This is a genomic window from Kitasatospora sp. NPDC056446 (assembly GCF_042796115.1).
In the GTDB taxonomy this organism is placed as follows: Bacteria; Actinomycetota; Actinomycetes; order Streptomycetales; family Streptomycetaceae; genus Kitasatospora.
In genome coordinates, this window is record NZ_JBHTRF010000024.1 from 6,935 (window position 1) to 26,091 (window position 19,157).

At 70.4% G+C, this 19,157-nt stretch carries 17 protein-coding genes and 1 pseudogene; 10 read left to right on the forward strand and 8 right to left on the reverse strand.

The window, feature by feature from the left end:
- The first annotated feature begins 806 nt into the window (after positions 1 to 806).
- The gene (locus ACFQ6N_RS17090) at positions 807 to 1,766 is read left to right on the forward strand and encodes a hypothetical protein (protein ID WP_380649828.1); all 960 of its coding nucleotides are present in this window, start codon (positions 807 to 809) and stop codon (positions 1,764 to 1,766) included.
- Between the two features lie 313 nt (positions 1,767 to 2,079).
- On the opposite strand, the gene ACFQ6N_RS17095 is transcribed toward ACFQ6N_RS17090, so the two are convergent.
- Together ACFQ6N_RS17095 and ACFQ6N_RS17100 are read right to left on the reverse strand one after the other, a co-directional pair.
- Positions 2,080 to 2,316, reverse strand: coding sequence for a hypothetical protein (locus ACFQ6N_RS17095; protein ID WP_380649829.1), 237 nt, complete (start codon positions 2,314 to 2,316; stop codon positions 2,080 to 2,082).
- A 659-nt stretch (positions 2,317 to 2,975) separates the two neighbouring features.
- Complete coding sequence (locus ACFQ6N_RS17100; protein WP_380649831.1) at positions 2,976 to 3,797, reverse strand: hypothetical protein; 822 nt, start codon at positions 3,795 to 3,797, stop codon at positions 2,976 to 2,978.
- Positions 3,798 to 4,379: 582 nt separating this feature from the next.
- Here ACFQ6N_RS17100 and ACFQ6N_RS17105 point away from each other — a divergent pair.
- Together ACFQ6N_RS17105 and ACFQ6N_RS17110 are read left to right on the forward strand one after the other, a co-directional pair.
- Positions 4,380 to 5,411 carry a helix-turn-helix domain-containing protein gene (locus ACFQ6N_RS17105; RefSeq protein ID WP_380649832.1) on the forward strand — a complete coding sequence of 344 codons (1,032 nt, stop codon included), beginning with the start codon at positions 4,380 to 4,382 and terminating at the stop codon, positions 5,409 to 5,411.
- A gap of 1,731 nt (positions 5,412 to 7,142) precedes the next feature.
- Positions 7,143 to 7,628: a MarR family winged helix-turn-helix transcriptional regulator gene (locus ACFQ6N_RS17110; protein ID WP_380649833.1), complete on the forward strand. Its 486-nt coding sequence runs from the start codon at positions 7,143 to 7,145 to the stop codon at positions 7,626 to 7,628.
- A 256-nt stretch (positions 7,629 to 7,884) separates the two neighbouring features.
- Here ACFQ6N_RS17110 and dacB read toward each other — a convergent pair whose 3' ends face one another.
- From dacB to ACFQ6N_RS17130, 4 genes are all read right to left on the reverse strand, one after another.
- Positions 7,885 to 9,531: a D-alanyl-D-alanine carboxypeptidase/D-alanyl-D-alanine-endopeptidase gene (gene dacB, locus ACFQ6N_RS17115; protein ID WP_380649834.1), complete on the reverse strand. Its 1,647-nt coding sequence runs from the start codon at positions 9,529 to 9,531 to the stop codon at positions 7,885 to 7,887.
- A 70-nt stretch (positions 9,532 to 9,601) separates the two neighbouring features.
- Positions 9,602 to 9,799: a hypothetical protein gene (locus tag ACFQ6N_RS17120; protein WP_380649835.1), complete on the reverse strand. Its 198-nt coding sequence runs from the start codon at positions 9,797 to 9,799 to the stop codon at positions 9,602 to 9,604.
- Between the two features lie 37 nt (positions 9,800 to 9,836).
- Positions 9,837 to 11,177: an FtsX-like permease family protein gene (locus ACFQ6N_RS17125; RefSeq protein WP_380649836.1), complete on the reverse strand. Its 1,341-nt coding sequence runs from the start codon at positions 11,175 to 11,177 to the stop codon at positions 9,837 to 9,839.
- Positions 11,174 to 11,863, reverse strand: coding sequence for an ABC transporter ATP-binding protein (locus ACFQ6N_RS17130; RefSeq protein ID WP_380649837.1), 690 nt, complete (start codon positions 11,861 to 11,863; stop codon positions 11,174 to 11,176). Before ACFQ6N_RS17130 ends, ACFQ6N_RS17125 begins: the two co-directional genes overlap by 4 nt.
- Before the next feature lie 357 nt (positions 11,864 to 12,220).
- On the opposite strand from ACFQ6N_RS17130, the gene ACFQ6N_RS17135 reads away from it, so the two are divergent.
- The 4 genes from ACFQ6N_RS17135 to ACFQ6N_RS17150 all read left to right on the forward strand — a co-directional run bounded on the left by ACFQ6N_RS17135 (position 12,221) and on the right by ACFQ6N_RS17150 (position 15,650).
- Positions 12,221 to 13,231: a sensor histidine kinase gene (locus tag ACFQ6N_RS17135; protein WP_380649839.1), complete on the forward strand. Its 1,011-nt coding sequence runs from the start codon at positions 12,221 to 12,223 to the stop codon at positions 13,229 to 13,231.
- 36 nt (positions 13,232 to 13,267) lie between these two features.
- Positions 13,268 to 13,933 (forward strand): response regulator, encoded by a 666-nt coding sequence (locus ACFQ6N_RS17140; RefSeq protein ID WP_380649840.1) that lies wholly within the window; start codon positions 13,268 to 13,270, stop codon positions 13,931 to 13,933.
- A gap of 570 nt (positions 13,934 to 14,503) precedes the next feature.
- Positions 14,504 to 14,665: a hypothetical protein gene (locus ACFQ6N_RS17145; RefSeq protein ID WP_380649841.1), complete on the forward strand. Its 162-nt coding sequence runs from the start codon at positions 14,504 to 14,506 to the stop codon at positions 14,663 to 14,665.
- A 247-nt stretch (positions 14,666 to 14,912) separates the two neighbouring features.
- Complete coding sequence (locus tag ACFQ6N_RS17150) at positions 14,913 to 15,650, forward strand: dienelactone hydrolase family protein (RefSeq protein WP_380649843.1); 738 nt, start codon at positions 14,913 to 14,915, stop codon at positions 15,648 to 15,650.
- Between the two features lie 367 nt (positions 15,651 to 16,017).
- On the opposite strand, the gene ACFQ6N_RS17155 is transcribed toward ACFQ6N_RS17150, so the two are convergent.
- Complete coding sequence (locus ACFQ6N_RS17155; RefSeq protein ID WP_380649844.1) at positions 16,018 to 16,638, reverse strand: methyltransferase family protein; 621 nt, start codon at positions 16,636 to 16,638, stop codon at positions 16,018 to 16,020.
- A 500-nt stretch (positions 16,639 to 17,138) separates the two neighbouring features.
- Between ACFQ6N_RS17155 and ACFQ6N_RS17160 the strand changes: the two are divergent.
- The 3 genes and pseudogenes from ACFQ6N_RS17160 to ACFQ6N_RS17170 form a co-directional block, all read left to right on the forward strand.
- Positions 17,139 to 17,330, forward strand: a pseudogene (locus ACFQ6N_RS17160) (1-deoxy-D-xylulose-5-phosphate reductoisomerase); the annotation flags it as partial.
- Between the two features lie 87 nt (positions 17,331 to 17,417).
- A complete protein-coding gene (locus ACFQ6N_RS17165) occupies positions 17,418 to 17,594 on the forward strand; it encodes a hypothetical protein (RefSeq protein ID WP_380649845.1) in 177 nt (58 codons plus the stop codon).
- 228 nt (positions 17,595 to 17,822) lie between these two features.
- Positions 17,823 to 18,230 (forward strand): hypothetical protein, encoded by a 408-nt coding sequence (locus tag ACFQ6N_RS17170; RefSeq protein WP_380649846.1) that lies wholly within the window; start codon positions 17,823 to 17,825, stop codon positions 18,228 to 18,230.
- A 206-nt stretch (positions 18,231 to 18,436) separates the two neighbouring features.
- On the opposite strand, the gene ACFQ6N_RS17175 is transcribed toward ACFQ6N_RS17170, so the two are convergent.
- On the reverse strand, positions 18,437 to 19,021 hold the full coding sequence (locus ACFQ6N_RS17175; RefSeq protein ID WP_380649847.1) for a hypothetical protein: 585 nt from the start codon (positions 19,019 to 19,021) through the stop codon (positions 18,437 to 18,439).
- Between the last annotated feature and the right edge of the window lie 136 nt (positions 19,022 to 19,157).

Consider the following 19,157-nt stretch of genomic DNA (forward strand, 5'->3'; position numbering starts at 1 on the left):
CCCGCCCCCCGCCGCCCGCCCGCCCCCACCCCCCGACTCCGGTCGGGGCCCCCCCCTCCCCGCGCGCCGCGGCCGCGCCCCCCCCCCCACCACCACGGTGGCCGGCGCCGCGCCGCGTTCGCGGACCGGACCTTCGAGCCGAAGCTCTGTCTCTGAAGGCGTTGTTCATGCGCTTCTCAGTTCATGCGCTTCTCCCGTGGCGCGGCGGACGCGGTCGTCGGTTGTCAGTGGGGAGCGCTATGTTCACGAACGTCGATTGGACCTGGTGGACGGGGGCATCGTGGCGGATCCCAAGAGCGGGACGATCAGCTGGGAAGAGGTGCGCGGCCTCATCGCCGCGCGGGTTCCGCAGGGGGTGACCAAGCGGCTCTCCCCCGTGCCCGCCGCCGAGCTGAGCCATCTGCGTACTCCGCTGCGCAAGCTCCGCGCCGAGCTCGCGCGCGAACTCTCCTCGGGCGACATGAACCGGTACTCCGCCGCCTACGACCAGCTCGCCGCACTGCAGTTCGCCGGGATCCACTGCTCCGCCACTGCCGCCCAGGCCCTGGAGTGGCTGACGGCCCGCCCGCTCCTCGACATCACCTGGCCCCTGCCCGGCGGTGGTTCCACCAACCCGGACCACCACGTCCTGCTGATGGCGCTGCTCTCACCGCACCGCGACCAGGCGTTCCACCGTGAACTCGCGGTCCGGCTCGCCGAGTGGCTGCCCGCACGGGGCAACCACGGCCGGTGGCTGATCACCCACGGCCTCGCCGTCCGGTCAGGCGCCGCACTCCCCCGTCACCGACGGCTACCTGGTCGGCTGGGTGCGTCAGGGAAGCTCGATCCGCTACCCCTACCACCGCGAGATCGGCGAATGGCTCGCCGAACAGGGCCTGCACGAGCCGGTACCGCACCACGACACCCTGCTCTCCTGGCTGCGCGCCCAGCCCGGACTGGCCGAGTTCGTCCCCCGCCTATTCGAAGTCCCGGACGTCGGAACCGAGTTCAACGATCCCCACGCCGCCGGCTTCGGGCCGGACAACGAGTGGCCCAAGGCCCTCACCACCCTGGCGGGCGAGTGCGAGCTCGACCGCGCCGAGCTGATCGACCTCTGCCCCGGAAAACTCCTGCGCGGCGACCGGCCCGGCAACCTGCGAGGCTTCCTCCGGCTGTACGCGGCTCTGACGCTCGGCCCCGAGGAAGTCCTCACCCGGGCCCGCGATCACGTCCGGCTGGCTGCCGACGGCGCACCGACCGCCGCCAAGACCGCCCAGGCGGCCCTGGTACCCGTGGACGACCGGCTCCCCGCCGAGCTGTTCACCGAGCTGACGGCCGCAGTTCTGGCCCGCCCGGAGAAGACCCTCGCCACCGTCCAGCTGAGCCGCGCCGCCGCCGCCCTGCGCCGCGACCCCACCAGGGCGGACGGACTGCTGCCCGCCGTCAGCGCGGCCTTCGCCCACCCGGCTCCGGCCGTCCAGGGACGCGCCCTGCGCCTCACCGCCCAGCACCTGTCGCACGTCGCACCGGCCACCGCCGAGGCCGTGCGCAGCGCCGCCGCCGCCCTCGGCCCGGCACTGCGGCCCGAGGCCCAGAGTTTGCTGGCCATCCAAGTGCCCGCGGAGAAGGACGCCGCCGAACCGCACGCCGTCGCACCGCCCACGGGCCAGGCCGCGCTGCCCGACGCACCCGCCGGCCCACTCGACCTCGCCGAGCGGCTGGCGGCCAGCACAGGAGCGGCCAGGAGGATCCCGGCTGTGACGGCCGAAGCCAGTAAACGTATATGACGGTGTGCCATGAGTTCCCCCTCGGACCGGACAGGCCAGCTACCGCCGGCCGCTCCAGCGACAGGCAAGACCAGCGCCGGCCCACCGCTGCGAACCTGGGCCGAAACGGATCAGGAAAGGATGAGGAACAGGATGAGGAACAGGATGAGGGCGGGTCAGGAACGGGCGTGACGAGCGGGTGAGGGAAAGTCAGGAACGGCGCCTACGAGAGCGCTCCAGGCGCTTGAGGGCCTTGACGGCGACCTTCTCCCGGCACTCCTCGGTTTCTGTGGCAGGACCAGCAACGACCGACTCCCACCGGGGTGACAGCCCCTCACAGCCCGGTCAGCCACCGGTACCACCATGACCGCCTCGACGTGTCGGGCCGGGCGGAGGACGGGCGCCAGGCGGCGTACGGGTCCGGCAGCGTGCGCCGTTCGAACTCTGTGCCGAGCCCGGCGGCGACCCGCCCCAATTCGCGACGGGCGCGCGGTGGCAGGGCGGGGAGCATCGCCTCGATCTCGTCGGCCGCGCCGAGGATCTCGCGGCAGGGGCACTCCAGCAGGGGCACGTACAGCCACCAGCCAGGCCGGGGCGGGAATTCCTCGTACTGGCCGAGCGCCCTGCTCAGGTACCCGGGGTTGAGAGGGATTAACCATCCGCCGAGGGATGGATGGCGGGAGTTGGGATCCCGGCCACCCGCTTGTCGCGTGGCCCTACGCCCCGGCGGGTGAAGCCGTAGGAGCGCTCGACCTTGCCGACGTGGAGGGAGCGGGCGGGCCCGGAGGGCCCTGGGCCGGGCGAGGGAGCGGCGCCGGCGATCTTTCCCCCGACTACTGGTGGTCCTGGTCGGCACTCCGGCCGCTGGGGTCCGTTCGGCGGTGGCGGACCTGCGCCCGGCCGCCGAGGAGAACCCGGCCACCGCCGAGATGCTCGCCGCCGTCCCGGCCGGCGCCGCCCGCATCGGGAACCTGCCTCAGCACGGCCCGGCTGCCCCGGTGTGGCACCCGCTCAGTACCCGGGGCGGGCGGGCGGATGGATGCGGCTGCAGCCCTGACCGGCACCCGCACCCCGATGCCCAGCCCGGGCGGGGCGGGGCATCAAGGCATCCGGATCGGCCGCCACCAATGCTCTGACCTGCCGGCTCACCCGGACTCCAAGCCTTCCGGGACCGGCTGCGGGACAGCCTCCAAGGTGACCATCAGGGAATCCCGATTCTGAGACGGTCCGTCAGGTGCCCGGGCCGGCCGCTCCGCCCAGGGGCGGGGCGTCGACCTTCTCGACCGGGCCGAAGTCCCGGAAGGCGCCCGAGGTGCGCACCTGAAGCCCCTCGAACTCGACCAGCCGGTCGTAGCGGACAGTGCGGCCCTGGGCGTCGATCCACTGGTCGAGCTGGAATTCCTTGGCGTTCTTGGCCTTCAGGGTCTGGTAGAGCGAGGCCTCTACGGCCCTGATCTGCTCCAGGTCCACCCTGCCGGAGAGATGGAAGCACGGCGTGCCGGCGCAGTCCTCCATACCCTTGCGAGCGGAGGGGCCGAAGGAGAGCAGCAGCGTGGCATAGGCGTGGTAGTCCGCGATCCGGTCTCCACGCGGGGAGATGCTCCAGCCGTTGTCGCCCTTGGTGTAGGTCTTGCCGTCGTCGCCGACGATGACCGTGGGGCCGTCGCTGTCGCCCCCGAGGACGCCGACGGGGCCGGACTTCACCTTCTCGTCGAGCCGGCCGGTGCGGACGGGGCCGTTGAGGTTGACCCGGCCCTTCACGGTCGTGGTGACCGGGCCGCCCCCCGATGTGAAGTCCTGGGTGGCCGCGTACGGCGTCTCCCCCGCCAGCGCGAGCGCTTGCGCGGGGTCGATCGCCCCGCCCGCCGTGGTGGGGGCCGGGAACGAGGGGGTCGTGGTGGTCGCGCCTTGGGACGTCGGCGCGGCGGTGGCGGTGCGTGCGACCGGGCTGGCGGTCGAGACGGCGGCCGGTGCCGGGTCCTCCCCGCAGCCTGCCAGGCCGGCGATGGAGAGCGCCGCGAGGGCGACGGCGAGCACGGTTGAGCGACGCATGATCAGGACCAACCCCCAGGGCAGCGACGGGACGGGGGCATCCTGACACACCATCCGGTCCGTGACCGAACAGATTTCCGGCCCCGACCCGCCACGCCCTCTGCGGGACCCCCGGCCCCGGCGGCCGTTCCCGCGGCCTACGCGGGTGGGGCGGGCCGTGGCCATGGCCGTACGACCTTGAGGACACTGAGCACGCCGAGGACATCGGCCCGCAGTGCGGTGGTCGAGCCGTTCGGGTTGGCAGCGCCACGTCGGTTCGCGCTCCGGCCCGGCCGGGACGACTGCGGTGGTTCGACGGCGTCGGCCTGGTCGTCGTTGTCGTCGGGCTGGGCAAGGCTCTGGCGGGTGCTCACGGACGTCGGTCGTGGTCAGCTGCCGCCTCTCCGGGATATCCGGCGCTCCCGACAGCCGGTGACGGTCTCGGGATGCCGGTGAGCGGCACGCCGATCCGGTCCTCCCCGTCCCGCGTGTTGACCCTGGTAGCCCCCTGCTGGGCTGTCGCAGGCCTTGAGGATGGCGTGACAATGGCATCGGGGAGGGCCTTGCCGGTTCGGCAAGGACGGTATGTCCGGAGGGGGCGGGATGTCCGTGCAAGAGCAGAGCGCGCTCCAGGATGACGGCTTGTCAGCATCTTGCCGTTTCGAGCGTTGGCGGGACCTGGTGGGGCGAACGCGGGTGACTGAGACGACCAGTGCCCATGTCGAGGCCTTCACGGCGGAGTTGCGGCTGTTCGACATGGGGCCGGCACAGCTGATGGCAACGTCGTTCCCGTCCGCGCGGTTCAGGCGGAGCGAGCGCATGATCCGAAGCTCGGACAAAGAGCTGTACCACCTGACCCTGCTGACAGCCGGAAGCCACGCTCTCGCTGGTGGCGACGACCAGCGGGAGACGCACGGCGTCGGAGATCTGTGGCTCATCGACAGCTCGCACCCCTACGATGGCCGATTCTGCGGGGCCCAAGTCCCCGGTCAAGAGGCCCCCCGGGCCGCCGGGATCAGCGTCGACCTGCCCATCTCGCAGCTACCCGTATCGCCGGACCGGGTGCGTGACCTCCTCGGTCGCAGGCTCTCCGGCCGGGATGGCACGGGTGCGGTGCTGGCGGACTTCCTCCTTAGCCTGGAGCGCCGGGCCGCGTCGCTGCAGCCCGCCGAGGCGTCCCGGCTCGGCATGGTCGTGGTCGACTTGGTGTCGGCGTGGATCGCCCGGGAGCTCGACGTCGAGAACACGCTGCACCCGGAGGCGCGGCAGCAGGCCATGGTAGAGAGCATTCGGGCATTCATCCGGGCCAACCTGCACGATCCCGAGCTGACCCCGCCCACGGTCGCCGCCGCGCACAGCATCTCGGTCAGCTACCTGCACCGCCTCTTCACACGCTACTCCGACGGGGAGACCGTCTCCGCGTTCATCCGCCGCCAGCGGCTCCGGAAGGCGCACCGCGACCTCGCCGACCCCGCCCTGCACAGCGTGCCGATCCACGGCATCGGTGTCCGTTGCGGCATTCCTGGCGCCTCCGAGTTCAGCCGGGCATTCAAAGCGGCCCATGGGCTCTCGCCTCGGGAGCACCGCCGGCAGACACTTTCCAAAGCCGCGGACGGGGCGACGCAGATCGGATAACTGCCGCCGCATTGCAGATTGTCCCGGCGGACTGCCCGCATACAGTGAGGGCCGCGCCAACGAGCACTCCGGTAAGGAATCCCGAGAAGCGCCAGAACAACCTGGACGACCCCTTCCGGACAGGTCGGGTGCCATCCGGCTGGGACGACACGGGAGATGACCTCCGAGCCGCACGACGGCGCTGCCTTTAACCGCTGACGCAGGGGGGAACCATGATCAGCCGTCTCAAGAAGTCGCTCGCGGCAGCAGCCGCTGCTCCTGTCTCATCCTCAGTACGGCCGGCACCGCATCCGCCTCCGCCCAGCACGGCTACGTCACGTGGGCAACGGGCGGCCGGCAGATGTCCTCCGTCTGCCTGGCCTCGACGCCCTCACGGCCTCGACCGCACCCCGTCGCGTCCGGAAGGAGGCGGCCCGGCTGGTCCGAATAGTCGCCTCGTGACGCTCACAGGGCCCCGCGCCGGATAGAGCCTCACGTGCAGGACCCGCACCTCCCACCACGAATCAAGCCGGGGCGGGCACCGCGACACTCGGGTTCCGTCACCACCCGCCGGGGCCCGGCGCTGCAGGGCGGGGCGGGGCAAGACGGCCGGGCGGGCGGCCGTTGAGAGCGCTATGTACAAAACGGAAAGAGGTGCCTATCCCGCCCATGGTTTGCCGGGGCAAGGTTGAATATCTTACTGCGGGCGGGCGGCACAAGTGAAATCCCGACGCATAATGACGAGGTGCGAGCGTGGCTACTGGCCCGCTTCGGCTGACAGCGAGAAGGATGGAAGATGAACTGGCCCGAGGGGTGGGAGTGGTTGGATGAGCAGAGGGAAAGGTGGGAGGTTCCGGATTCTCTGCGGGAGCCGGCAGCCTCGGCCCCATTGAATCTGGCTATCACCATGCTGTCCTGCGACTTCCTTGGGCATGAGCTTTGCGTACTGGTGGGGAGATTTATTGCCGAGAACGCACAGCTCTATCTCCGTTCCCCAGGAAGGGGCTTGACGTTTCGCGAGCAATCTCTTGTTTCCGATGTCTTGACCAGGCATACGCGTCGCACGTTCGAAGCCTGGGAGAGGTTTAGGATGAGCGCGGAACGGGAGGGGCCCGCCGATGAAGTTCGCCGACTCGTGCAGGAGAATCGGGGACTTCTTGCGTCTGAGCTGAATGAGGCAATCCTGGCTTTTTCAAGGCTTCCGGGTAGCGTTCTCTGAGAGGGAGATTGATCTCGTGGCGGCCGGGTCCGTGTCCGCGATATTGAAACGGGGTGCGGGGGGCAAGGGCCACTCAGTTGATGCGAGCGCACCTTATATGCATATGCCTTACCAATAATTGCAGACGCTGGCTAACGAAAGAGCGCTATGCGTCGGATGCGGGGAAGCACGGCAGGACGGGCTCCGCCAGTTCCTGCAGCAGCTCCCCCACCGGCCGGTCGTCGGGCCGCAGGCTGAAGGGGACGTGCGAGACCCCGAACAGTGCCCGTGGTCTCCAGGTGCTCGATCAGGGCGTTGCGCCCGATGCTGAGGCCGAGCCGGATCGGACGGGCCGGGCGAGGCGTGCGTGGTCGGTGAGGTCCGGGACGGTCTGGCCGACGAAGGTTCCCAGCGGCACGCCGACGATGTTGGCGACGGTGAGCCCGGCCGGGCCCACCCTGCAGATATTTGCAAAGGCTGGATATGTGCGTTAGCAGATATTATGCGCAAGGGTTTATCCTGGAGAGCAAGCACCTGGAAGGAGAGCCGCACCCATGACCGCCACGGACCCCGCGCTGACCGCCCTCGCCAACGGCTGGGCCGCCCTCTACCTCCTGGCCGGCCGGATCGAGGCGCACATCGAGCGCACCCTCCAGGCCGAGCACGACCTGAGCTTGCGCGAGTACTCGCTGCTCGACGTACTCAGCCGCCAGCACGACGGGGAGGGCGGGCACCTGCAGATGAAGCAGGTCGCCGACGCCGTGGTGCTCAGCCAGAGCGCCACCACCCGCCTCGTCACCCGGCTGGAGGACCGCGGCCTGCTCTCGCGCTACCTCTGCGCGACCGATCGCCGCGGCATCTACACCGACGTGACCGGGCCCGGCCTGGAACTCCTGGAAGCGGCCAGGCCGACCAACGACGCCGCCCTCCGGAAGGCCCTGGACGAGGCCGCCAAGAACCCCGAGCTGGCCCCGCTGGTCGCCACCGTCGAGGAGATGAACATGTCGCGACGGCTCCCGGAGCCCACTGCCACCCGCTGAGCACGACGAAGCCCCGGAAGCCCCGGAAACGCCGCCAAGGGCGGTCCCGGGGCTTCGTGCCGACCGCTTCCGCTCGTCCTCGTACGGGCCGTACCCCCGGATCCGGCCCGCCGACCCCGATGGCCGACAGGGCGCACACCCGGCACCGGGAGGCCCTTCGGACGCACGGCGCGCCCGAGGACGCGCGTCACGCCGCCGGTAGACGCGACGGCCTTGGTCTCCGGCTGCCGGATCGATCACCTGCTGGGGCTGCCCATCACGCCTTGGGCGACTTGTAGAGGGTGGCGGCCATCGCTCCCAGTTGCTTGTTGGCCTTGAGCGCGAGGTCGATGGCATCGCTCACGGAGTCACTGGGCACCGGAATGTTGTTCACGTAGATCGCGAAGGCGTAGCGGCGGCCGTCCTTCGCGTCGATGTAGCCCGCGAGGGCCTTCGTGCCGAGAGCGAGCTTGCCCTGGTAGGAACTGACCAGGGTGCCGGTCTTCGCCCGGATGTGTCCTGCGGCGGGATCGGTGCGCGCGATGACGTCGGCGAGCGAACCGTCGACGCCCATGCTCGGCATGGAGTCGTAGAAGACGTCGAAGTCGTCCTGTCGTGCCAGGTGCCGCAGCAGCGCCACCTGGGCAGTCGGCGTCGCCTTGTCGCCGGGGAGGCCCTGGGCATCGACGAGGCTCACCGAATTCGGATCCACACCCGCGTGGGCGAGGAACTCCTTCTCGGTCTTCATGCCGTCCGCATAGGTTCGTTGCCCGTTGTGTGCTGCCATCAGCGGCGGCAGAAGGTTCGCCCCGAGATTGTGGCTGACCTTGTTGATCAGCTTCGCGTACTCCTTGAAGGGCGGGGAAGTGTAGGTCGCCGATACGGGCAGCGAGTTCACTTCCGCCGACGGGGGAAGCCTGCTGTCGGGGTTCGCTCCCAGCGAGGGGGCGGAGACGCTGACGCCGTTTCTGGCGAGTGCCTCGATGAGGACTGTGCGGGCGAACGCCGCCGGGTCGGGAACCTGGTAGGTCGTCACGAAGGGAGCCTTCACGTCCGCCGGCACGGAACCCCGGACCCGTATGTGACCAGGGCTCACGCTTTCGGTCGTCACCGCCGGCTTGCTTCCGGCGGGTGTGGTCGTCACCTGCGCGTCGACGGCGAACGCGGCCGTCTTCGGGCGCCAGTCGACCTTGGCCGGCTCGCCGGGTGCGCCCGGCGTGATGAGCACGTCGATCAGGTTGTCGTTGACGATGGTCGGAGTGACCGGCACCCCGCCGATCGACACCGGATCCCAGAGCCGGTTGTCGATCACCACGTCGCCGTCGACGTGGCGGACTCCACTGGCCGCGACCTGTCGAGCCAGCTCGTCGACACCCGCCAGCGGATCCTCTTCGGTGATGGTCGCCATGCCGGGTACGGCGTTGGCGTCGTAGTGGTCGAAGTCGGGGACGTCCAGTCCGCCTGACGCGGTGGTCCGACCGCCGAGTGCCAGATCGCCGCTCCCGACCAGGATGAGATCGCCGGAGAGCCGCCCGTCCGCGGAGACCGTGCCCGAGTGCACCACGGGCGTACGGAAGCGGTGGTCGTCACCCAGGACGTCGAGCGCGGCACTGACCGCGAAGGTCTTGGCCGTCGAACCGGTCATGAACTGCGAATCGGCGCCCTTGGATTGGACGACCTTCCCCGTCTGCAGGTCGGCGACCTGCAGGCCCCACTGGCCCGACGACCACGGCTCGGTGCTCATGAGCTTCTGCAGGTCGGCGCTCACCCGGGTGGCGCCCGGTGCCGGAGAGGCCGAGTTGTCCGTGGAGTCGTGGGAGCACGCCGTCATCGCCACGGCGGCCGTGATCGAAGCGGCGAGCGCCAGGGCTGTACGCCGCCGCACCCGAGGTGTCCTGGTTCCGGCGAGGGAGTTGCTTGACATTCGTTCTTTCCTGTTCGACTTCGACTTTCGCGCTCGATCGAACGCTTGCGGCCTGGTTGCTGCGCGGTGGCTAGGACTTTCCGCCCTTGCCGATGGCGATGCTTCCGTTGCGGGTCCGGACGGCCACGGAATGGCCGCCAGCGTTGTCCTTCGCGACGTTCACGGTGACGTCGCCCTTCTTCGCGGCCGTGCGGACCGTGTACGTCGATTCCGGCAGGCCCGGTTCGACGTTGCCGTCCCTGCTCTGCACGTCGACCAGGTCGGGCACGGCGGCCAGGCGCAGGTGGACGTTGCAGCCCCGCGGTTCACGGGCGCAGTGCCCGGACCGCGACCGTGCGCGACACCCGGGCCGCCTGCAGGACCAGCGCGAGGCAGGTGGTGACCAGCGTCCCGGCGGCGAGCGCCCCGAGCGTGGCCCAGGGGAGGCCCGCCAGGACCCGGACGACGTCGGTCCGGGCTCCCAGGGCGATGGTGAGACCGGATACGGCGAGGAACAGCGCGCCGAAGACGATCGCCGTCCCCGCGTAGATCGCCCCCTCGTAGACCATCGACCGGGTGACCACGCCCGGCCGCGCGCCGGCCACCGTCACGACGGCGGAGTCACGGGCGCGCTCCCGCCCGACGAGGGCGATCACGGCGAGGCCCCCGACCCAGGACACGACGAAGACCCAGCCCAGCACGACCAGGATGTTGTCCAGCCCGGCGCTGCCTCCGGGCATGGCCTTCCCCATCACCATGAAGAGGCCGACGAACGACAGGGAGAGCGCGAAGGGCAGCACCGTGGTGACGCTCCTCGTCGCGCGGGCCCGGCACGACCGCACGGCAAGGTGCCAGGCGACGCCGCGCGAGGGCACCAGCGCCGTCCAGAGCTTCATCAGCGGGGTGAGCACCCACGGCCCCATCAGCAGCAGCAGGCAGACGAGGAAGAGGTTCCCGGCGAACGCGAAGGCCGTCCGCTGGGCGAGCCCGCCCTTGAGTTCGAGGCCCAGGCCGGGGACCCACATCCCGACCACGCCGGCGAGCAGGCACAGGGCGAGGCCACCGCGGGCCACGCCCGGCCGCGCCGGAGGATCGGAGACGTCCCGGAAGGCGTGCATCTCCGGCGTCCTGGCGGCCCGCCGGGTGACGCCCCAGCCCCCGAGCAGGCACGGAACCAGTCCGAACAGCACGCTCACGCCGACGTACCAGAACCGGAACCCGGCCGAGGCCCCGTGCAGTTCGAGGCCCGTCCCCTTCCACTGCGCGAGGGTGACACCCGCGACCAGCAGGGCGAGCGGTGCGGCCAGCGCGCCGGCCACCGCGCCCAGCACCACCATCTCCGTCCGCAGGATGCGCCTGACCCGGTGGCGCGGAATCCCGAGGATCACCCACAGGGCGTGCTCGCGCCGCTGGGTCGTCAGCGTCAGGCCGACCGCGGAGGCGACGATGCCCACGGCGGCGAGCACGGTGAAGAAGACGATGTTGCCGCCGAGGGCGGTCGACGCGGAGACCATCCGTGCGTCACCCGCCGCCCGCGCCGCCGAGACGGCGGTGAACATCGCGATGGCCGAGCCCGCCGAGCACGCCGCGCCGACCGTGGCGCACAGGAGCGTCCAGCACCACATCGACGCCTGCAGGCGGATGTCCGACAGTACGAGCCGGATCACGACTCCTCCCCGCCCGCTTCGTCCGCCGACTGCGCCGCGAGGACGGCGTCGCCCACCGCGCGGGAGTCGCCACCGGGGATGACGGCGTGCACCCGCCCGGACCCCATCACCACGACCTGATCGGCCCGCGCGGCCGCATGGGGGTCGTGGGTGACCATGAGCACCGTGCTCCCCTGCGCGGGAAGCGCCTGCAGCCAGTCGAGCACCACATGACCCGACTTGAGGTCGAGCGCACCCGTCGGCTCGTCGGCGAAGACGATCCGCGGCTGGTTCGCCACCACCCGGGCCACCGCGACGCGCTGGCGCTCGCCACCGGAGAGGCGGTCGGGGCGTCGCCGCGCGTGCTTGGCGATGCCGAGCCGCGCCATGGCGTCCTCGACCCGCGCCCTGGGCACCGGGCGGCCGGCGAGCCGCGCGGGCAGGGCGATGTTGTCCTCGACCGTCAGCGAGCTGACGAGGTTGTACTCCTGGAAGACGAAGCCGATGTTCTCGCTGCGGAACGCGGCCTGCTTGCGGGGGCTGAGTGAGCGGACGTCCGTCCCGAGGATCTCGACGGACCCCGCGGTCGCCCGCTCCAGCCCGGCCGTGCAGAGCAGGAGCGTCGACTTGCCCGAACCGGAGGGGCCGACGACGGCGGTCAGCCGGCCTTCGGGAATATCCAGGTCGATGTCGTGCAGGACGCGCATCGTCTCGCCCCGGCGGCCGGGAATGGGGAATTCCGTCCGAAGGCCGCGCAAACGAATGCACGGCACGGGAGCGGCAGTGGAAAATGGCATGAATCCAGGAAAGCAGGGCCGGCCGGTGGAGTGCACGGGTGCCTGATCTGCTGTCGAAGGTAGACTTGGCTCTACCGCCCGACCGGACCGAACTGTGCGAAAATATTGATCATGGCGCAGATTCGTGTTGCCCGGAGGCTGCTGACCGAATTCGTCGCAGCGGCCGCCTTTCCGATTCTCCTGATTTCCGTTCTCGCCGCGCCGGTCTCGGTTCCGGTGGTGGCCGAACTGGACCGCTCCAGGGCGCAGTGGTGCGGAGTCCGGACGATGCCGCTGCGACCCGCCGACCGCAGCTGGCCGCAGTGGGTGGCCGGTCGGCTGCGGGCACGGTCGGTATGGAGGACCGACCTCCCCGTGTTCGTCACCGCCGCGCTCCTGTCCGCGCTCTCACTGCTGGTGGGCTTCTTCGGATTCGTCGGCGCCCTGGCGCTGGTTTTCTCCCCCGTCTTCTGGGGTTTCGGCATCGCCGCGAAAGTCGGCCCGTTCACCCCGGCCGCCCTGTGGGAAACCCTCGTGGCGGTGCCCGCGGGAATCGCCCTCGGTGCGGTCACCGTGGGCGCGCTGGCCGGCGTCTCCCTGCTCCGCGACCTGCTCCTGCGGGCCTTCTCCGGGAGCCGGAACCCCGACCTGCTCGCGAAACTGGAGGAACTCCGCTCCAGCCGGGCCTCACTGACGGCGGCCTTCGAGAACGAACGCCGGCGCATCGAGCGCGACCTGCACGACGGCGCCCAGCAGGAACTCGTCGCCCTCGTCATGCGCCTGGGAATCCTGGAAGCCGCGGCGACGGCCACCGACCAGGAACGGATCGTCCGGCTGGCCCGCCAGGCCCAGGCCCAGGCGGAACGCGCGCTCGAACGGCTGAGGGAGACGGTGCGCGACATCCACCCCAGCGAACTGAGCGATCTCGGTCTCGTCGCCGCCGTCCGGGAACTGGTGGCCAGATCACCGTTGCAGGTCGAACTGACCAGCACCGGTACGGACGCCTGGCTGTCCTCGCCGATCGCCACGGCCGTGTACTTCACGGTCTCCGAGGCCCTGACGAACATCGCCAAGCACGCGGGCGTCGGGAGCGCCCGGATCGAGATGCGGTGCACCGAGGGCGGCGTCCGCGTCCGGGTGGGCGACGACGGCGCCGGCGGCGCGCGGATCAGCACCGGATCCGGGCTCTCCGGGCTGCGTGAGCGGATGCGAAGCGTCGGTGGGAACCTCGAAATCATCAGCCCGCCGGGCGGCGGAACGGAGGTCGTGGCATCCGCCCCGGCCCAACCCCCGTGGTGACGGAATTCGACAGGGAAAAGCGATGGGAAATCGATTGTGAGAATCATCCTGGCGGACGACAGTCTGCTGATACGCGCCGGAATCCGGGAGATCCTCGTTTCCAGTGCCCACGACGTGATCCGCGAATGCGAGGACGCCGACGAACTGGTCGCCGCTGTCGACGATCTCGCCGCAGCCGGAGCCGCCCCCGACCTGGTGATCACGGATGTCCGCATGCCGCCCGGGAACACCGACGACGGACTCCGGGCCGCGATCGACATTCGGTCGCGGCACCAGGACCTGCCGGTCCTGGTCCTCTCCGCCTACGTCACGGGCCCGTATGTGCGCGAACTCCTGAACGGCCCGGGCGCCGACGGGGCAGTCGGCTACCTGCTCAAGGAGAAGGTGGGCAGAGTGGCGGACTTCCTGCGGGCCGTCGAGACGGTCTCCCACGGCGGAGTGGTGATCGACCCCGAGGTGGTCCGCCACGTCACCCGCGCCGACCCGCCACGGGGCCCGCTCGCCCGGCTCACGGCCCGCGAACAGGAGGTACTCGCCCTCATGGCCGAAGGCCGCTCCAACGCGGAGATCGAGGCAGAGCTGTTCCTCTCGGGCGCCGCCGTGGCCAAACACGTGGGGAACGTCTTCCTGAAACTCGGCATGCCCTCCGGCGAGGACAACCGCCGGGTGAAGGCCATCCTGACCTGGTTCGAATACAACTAGGACTTCAACGCCGTGGCGTCGACCGGCGGCGGCGTGATGCGCGTCCGTCCTCCATGACGTGGATCCCGACGGAGAGGGCGCAGGTCCGGGTGATGACGGATGTCTCCTGCGACGGGACCCCTGGGTCTTGATCATCTTGCTCGGCACAAGTGATCCACCAGAGGCCCCCGTTCCTCGTCGTCAGGGACTTGACCAGCCGCCGAACAGCCGAACACAACGGCGTTGGTGAGGACGCGGATCCGGAGAAGGCGGTACGGCGAGGGATCCCGTCGGCCGGTGGGGCCTTTGCGCGTGGGTGGGTCAGCCCGCTGCTGCCGCCGTCGGCCGGACGGCGACCGCGTCGATCTCGACGAGCATCCCCGGCAGGGATCCCGACACCGACATACCGCAACGCGGAACCTGGGGGCCGATCGACATCAAAGCCTTCGATCAGAAGGCATCTTCTTGAACAGAACGTTAAATACAAGGCCTTGCCTCGTACTTGGGTGTAGAGTCTGAAGCACAGAGGGTGGCCCGAAGGGTCGGTATCGCGGTGATACCGACGGATCACCCGCAGACAGGGGGAGCACCATGACCTACCACCTCGAGGTAGCGCGGGCGACGATCGACGAGCGCCTGCGGGAGGCCGAGAAGCACCGCCTCCTGCGCGCGCTCCGCCTCAGGAGCCGCGCCGAGCGCACCGCCCGACGCGCACACCTGGCCCTGACCGGCCTGGTCGGCCCGACCGTATGAGCACCATCCCTGATGGGCCGTCACCGCAGCACCGGTGACGGCCGGGGCGCCGGCTGCCGCAGCACACCGGCTCGCCGGAACGGCGGCACGGCTACCGGAGGTGTGATCGAGACACCCGCCCGAGGGGCAACGGAACGATCCCGAAGCCCCGAGCCCAGCCCCCGCATTCCGGAGGGACATGCGCACTGTTCTGCCCGCGGCAGAACACCGGCCGGACCGGGCCCGACAATCACTACAGTCCGGTCCCATGAGGACGATTACGACACGCACGGTCCAGTACCCGGCGGACGGTCTGACGATGACCGGCTACCTCGCCGTCCCGGCGGGCGTCGACCGCCGGCCCGCGGTGCTGCTCGGACCGGAGGGCATGGGGCTCAGCGACGTCGAGCGCCGCCGGGCCGACGCTCTCGCCGAGCTGGGATACACAGCGCTGGCCTTCGACCTTCACGGCGGACGCTACCTGGGCGCCCCCGAGGAGATGCTGGCCCGGTGCATACCGCTGCTCGCCGATCCGGACCGGATGCGGGACATCGGCCGTGCCGCGCTCGACGTGCTGCGCGCCGAACCGCGGACCGACCCCGACCGGATCGCCGCCGTCGGCTACGGCACCGGGGGCGCCATCGGGCTCGAACTCGGACGCGACGGCGCCGACCTGCGCGCCATCGGGACAGTCAACGCACTGACCACGGGCCGGCCGGGCGAGGCGGCGCGCATCCGCTGCCCGGTGTGGGCCGGGGTCGGATCGGAAGACCCGATCATGCCGCCCGCGCAACGGAACGCGTTCACCGCCGAGATGCAGGCCGCAGGAGTCGACTGGCGCCTCACGGTCTACGGCGGTGCCTTGCACGCCTTCCACCACCCCCCGGTCGACCACCCCACGGTCCCCGGCGTCGGCTACCACCCACAGCACGCACAGCGAGCCTGGCGCGACGTCGTCAACCTGCTCGCCGAGTGCCTGCCCGCGACGGAGGCCCCGGGGGCATGACCCGGGCGGACACCCTGGCGCCAGGCCACGACGACCAATCCCCCGAGTGCTCCCGGGACGGCGGTACGGCCTTCGCCTCACCCTGAACCCGGCCAAGAGATACAGGACTTGACGCGAAGACCGCGATCGTGGGTCCGGTGGAGCAGGGCGTGCCGTGCGAGCACGGGCTGCCCCGACGACGAACGGCCACGGACCGCACTGGCAGGCCTGCCACCGCCGCGGGCCGCCGACGGCCGACGACGGCCGCCCGGCCCCGGCGGCACACGCCTCGCCCTGCCTTCGGCCCGACGCCGCCATCGCCCCCGCCCACCGGGTACCGGGCGTCGGACATCGGGTATCGGGTATCGGGCATGGACGACCGGTCGGATCACCGCGCACGCCCCGACCGGGGCAGGCTCCGCGGGATCAGCGCCGGAACGCCGGCCCGGTAGGCCTCGTACGCCGCACCGAACTGCCCGGCCATCATGCCGTCCTCGGCCCGCACCCTCAGCAGCAGCCACGGCACCGCCGCCGCGACGTAGGCGATCCACACGCCGAAGCCGTTGGCCAGCATGCCCCCGCCGATCAGACCGAGCAGGCCGGTGTAGATGGGGTGCCGGACCATCCGGTACGGACCGTCGGTCCGCAGTTCGTGATGCTCCTGGACAGCCGGGACACTGGCCCACATCGTGCCCAGCACCCACCGGGACCACAGCAGCAGGGCAGTGGAACAGACCGCCAACACCACCCCCACCAAAGCGAGTTCGGGCTGCCAGAACCGCAGATGGCGCCAGAACCCCTGGGTCCGATCCAACAGCACGAGCAGAACGTAGACGCCGACGCCGAGCAGGACCCGGCGCAGCAACGACCGGCGCAACCCGCGCAGCCAGCCACCAGGACCGGAATGCCCCACCACCGCGAAGTACAGGACGCCCGCGATCCAAGCCGCACAGAAGACGGCGACACAGACATAGACGAGCAGAACGGTTGCCGAATGCAGAGAATCCATACCTCCAGGCTCCGCCGCCCCCGAACTCCCCACCACCACCCCCGGGTGGACGACCGGCACCCCCTCCCGTCCACCCGCAGATGGTGGCGAACCACCCTTTTGTCGTGTGCGCGGCAGCAACCCGCGCGGCAGGCTCTCGGCACCCAACTGCCCCGCGCCCACAGCTTCTATCGCGAGTCCCCGGTCCAGGGCCGGCAGCCCGACATGGCCCTTCTCGTCGAATCTGCCGCCAGGCCTGCTTCGTCGTGGCCCACTCCCGATTCACCGTCGAACTGGCGGGCAACACGTACCAGTTCCCCTTCCAGGAGCTCGACGCCTGGAGTGCGGACATCGGCCGACTCCCCGCCGACACCGCCGATTCCCGCGAACGCCGGGACTTCCTGCTCGACTTCCTGGACGGTGCGCACCCCCAGTCGGCCGAATGGCGCCGCTTCTGCGCCGCGGTCCAGGAAGCGCGGCTCCCCTGGGACGACTGGGACACCGTGGCCCTCGGCACCACCATGGCCGAAGCCCACCTGCGCTTCGAGCCGACGATCGCGGCCGATCCCGACGCCCCGAGGGAGTTGGTGATCCTCGGATCCACCGGCTCCATCGGGACGCAGGCCATCGACATGGTGCTGCGTAACCCGGACCGCTTCCGGGTGGTCGGGCTATCCGCCACGGGCGGGCGGATCGAGTCGCCGGCCGAGCAGGGCGGGCCCTGCCAGAACGTCCATGACTGCGGTGTCAGGTAGGCGACTGCTCCGCCCAGTGCCCGGCCCAAGGAGCGCTCCGCGAGAATGCCCAGTGCCACCGGCATCAGGAAGTTGTTGGTGACGTCCGCCAGGGCCGACGAGCACCACCGCGCCGCCGCCGGTCCTGCGGGCGCGGCGGCGATCGAGGTCGAGGAACGCGCGCTGCCCTCCTACGACCGGATCTTCCGCGTCATCGAGGGCGGCGCCGGAGCCCAGGAGTGAGTAAAGGGTCCGAGTGCAATCACACGGGTTCGAGATCGGGTCCACCGAGGTGGGTACCGGGGACGGCGATGCCGGCCGACCCGCTCGCTCGGACCACTCGCGCCGCCCGCTCACTCGGGCAGGCGGTGAGCGATCGTTTCTGCTTGCAACGTTCGTGTGAACCAGGGGATACATGAGCCGGCCGAAGGAAATCGGACATCCGGCACACCGGCCGTTCGAAAGGTCATCATGAAAAGACTCCGCACTCCCGCGTTGGTGCTGGGCGCTCTCGCGCTCGGCTCCACCCTGGCCTTCGCCCAGAACGACCACGAAGCCGCCACCGAAAGGAGGGCCGCTCAGGCGGGCGTCAACTACCAGTACGTGTTCGGCAACAACATCACGCTTTCCCCTGGGCAGGAATCAGGTGCCGACGTCTACTGCCCGGAAGGCCAGGTACCCACCGGTGGCGGCTTCGGAACCGGCACAACAGGCAACGTCAACCCCGACTTCCAGTACGCCGTCGGCCGGCAGTGGATTGTGCGGGCGAAGAACTGGGGTACCTCCGATGAGAACCTGAGGGCCTTCGCGATCTGCGCCCCGGGCACCGAGACAGGACCGTACCCGCAGGACGGGATGACACTACCGGGCAAAGACTGACGGTACGGGCCGACGGGCAGCACGGTGACCACGCCGCCGTCTGCCCGCGGCCGGGGAGACTGCTTGCGGGCGAACTCCCGGAACCCCCAGGCGCACCACTCGACCTACGGCCGGTGGCCTTCAATTCGAATCCGATGGCCACAGGCCACAGGCCACAGGCCGCCGTCCGACTACCGGTCCCTCGTGCCGGGCACGCTCGGCTGCCTTCAGACGCAAGGCGGCAGCACCTCGATGATCTCGGCGATGCCGACGAGGGGTCGGGCCTCGTGCATGGCTATCACGTCACCGGGCTTCAGATGCCGCCACCGCTCCGGCCGCAAGGGAGCCAGGCGGACGTCGGCCGTCTCCCCGGGGCCGAGTTGCGGCGCGAACTCCACCCAGAGCCTTGCGATGTCCAGCACTCGCTGCCCCTCTGCGGTGCTGTTGCCGATGTCCCACAGCGGCCTGAGCCGGCCGTCCCCCGAGAAGGCACTGTCACGTCCACCCTCGTCGGCGCCCAGCAAGGTCAAAGTGGCACGAACGGTACCGTGCCCGACCTCCCAACCCCGCCACTCGCACCAACGGCGGCTGCGGTCGAGCATCATCTGCCGGGCGGCCTCGGCCAGCATCTCCCAGAAGACGGCGGACACGGGATGGACATCGGCGATCTCGATCAGCACATCGAGCGCCATCTCCCATTCCTGGAACGCGATCTCCTCGCGGACATTCCCGACCGTCTGGCCGTTCTCCGCCGCGGCGTCCTCGGGCAGCAGGCCGGCAGCGCGCTGAAGAAGTGTGAACGCGTCATCCATGCACCGGATTCTCGCCTGCTCCCGGGCGCTTTGTCACAGGCGGCCTGACAGGACCCAGCGGTACGACACTCCCTGGCACTCTGACGACCCCACCATCTCCGAGCGCCGCGTTCAGCGACCCACGCGGCCCCCGCCC